This is a genomic window from Brachybacterium phenoliresistens, from assembly GCF_039530785.1.
In the GTDB taxonomy this organism is placed as follows: Bacteria; Actinomycetota; Actinomycetes; order Actinomycetales; family Dermabacteraceae; genus Brachybacterium; species Brachybacterium phenoliresistens.
Genome location: NZ_BAAAOW010000021.1, coordinates 1 through 1,779 on the forward strand (window position 1 = coordinate 1; position 1,779 = coordinate 1,779).

A 1,779-nucleotide genomic window follows, 5' to 3' on the forward strand; every position below is an offset into this window, starting at 1 on the left:
ACGGCCTGCTTCGCGGCGGAGGCGGTGGGGGCGGCCACGGCCGCGGCCGCGAGCTCCTTCGCCTGCTCGAGGGAGACGGAGGAGAGCACCTTCGCCACGGCCGGCAGCGAGCGCGGCGTCATGGACAGGCTGTTCACGCCCAGGCCCACGAGCACGACCGCGAGCGCCGGGTCGCCGGCGGCCTCGCCGCACACGCCCACGGGCCGCGCGGCCTTCTCCCCGAAGGACTCCGGGTCGCCGCCGGCGGTGCGGGCACCGCGAGCCGTGGCCTGGACCAAGGAGAGGACGGCCGGCTGCCACGGATCGTTGAGGTGGGCGAGGGAGCCCAGCTGGCGGTCCGCGGCCATCGTGTACTGGGTGAGGTCGTTGGTGCCGATGGAGGCGAAGTCGGCGACCTGCAGCAGGCGGTCCGCGGTGATCGCGGAGGACGGCGTCTCGACCATGATCCCGGCGGGCTCGAGGCCGCGCTGCCGGCACAGGCCCACGAAGTCCTCGGTGTCCTCGAGGGTGGAGATCATCGGCGCCATCACCCAGGGGGTCGCCTCGGTCTGCTCCGCGGCGGCCGCGATCGCATCGAGCTGGTGGGCGAGGACCTGCGGCTTCTCCCAGGAGGTGCGGTAGGCGCGCACGCCCAGGGCGGGGTTGGGCTCGTCGGCGTCGGTGAGGAAGGGCAGCGGCTTGTCGGCGCCCGCGTCGATGGTGCGCACCACGACCTTCTTGCCGGGGAAGTGCGCGAAGACGTCGCGGTAGGCGGCGGTCTGCTCCTCGAGGGTGGGCTCGTCCTCGCCGTCCAGGAAGAGGAACTCGGTGCGGAACAGGCCCACGCCGTCGGCGTGCGCGGCGGCGGCCTTCTCGGCATCGGCCGCGTTGCCGATGTTGGCCAGCAGCTGCACGCGGGTGCCGTCGGACAGCTCGGCGCCGCCGCCCTCGTAGGTCAGGGGGTTCTTCTGCAGCTCGGCCCAGGCGGTCGCCAGCGCCCGATGGTCCTCGGTGACGGCGTCGGTGACCAGGCCCGCGGCGCCGTCGACGAAGACCTCGGTGCCCGAGGCGATGGCGTCCACGCCCTTGGCGGCGACGATCGCGGGCAGGCCCAGCTGGCGGGCGAGGATCGCGGTGTGGGACTGGGGGCCGCCGTCGGAGGTGATCAGGGCGATCACGCGGGCCGGGTCGAGGGTCGCGGTGTCCGCCGGGGCGAGGTCGACGGCGGCCAGCACGAACGGGGTCTCGTGCTCGGGGATGCCGGGGGCCTGCTCGCCGCGCAGCTCCGCGACGATGCGGGCGCGCACGTCGCGGACATCGGCCGCGCGCTCGGCCATGTAGCCGCCGAGGCCCTCGAGCATCGTGGCGACCTGGTCGCCGGCCTCCCAGACGGCGCGCTCGGCGCTGAGCCCGGACTGCACCAGGGCCTGCGCGCTCTGCACGAGGGAGGGGTCGGCGGCCATCTGCGCGGTCGCCTCGAGGACGGCCCGGCCGCCGCCGGTGGCGCGCTCGGCACGGCGCTCCAGCTGGGACTGCACCGACGCGGCCGCCGCGGGGATGCGCTCCGACTCGGAGGCGGCGTCGGCGCCCTCGGCCGGGGCCTGCCCGGCGGGCGGCTCGGCGACCGGAGGAGCCATGGTGAGGACCTCGCCGACGACCCGGCCGGGGCTGACAGCTACGCCTGTGAATTCGGACATCGGGGTGCCTCCCAGAGATTCGCTGAACGCTCGGGCCCCGGGTCCCCGCGCGGTCCGCGGCACGTTCCGCGGCGGCGAGGCGCCGGAGCGCGCGGTCAGTCTA

The 1,779-nt window shown here is 75.5% G+C and carries 1 protein-coding gene; it reads right to left on the minus strand.

Features of this window, described 5'->3' with window-relative positions:
* On the minus strand, window positions 1-1,676 hold a 1,676-nt coding region (ptsP, locus tag ABD234_RS19090; protein WP_344359656.1), incomplete at its 3' end, for a phosphoenolpyruvate--protein phosphotransferase.
* Window positions 1,677-1,779: the final 103 nt, after the last annotated feature.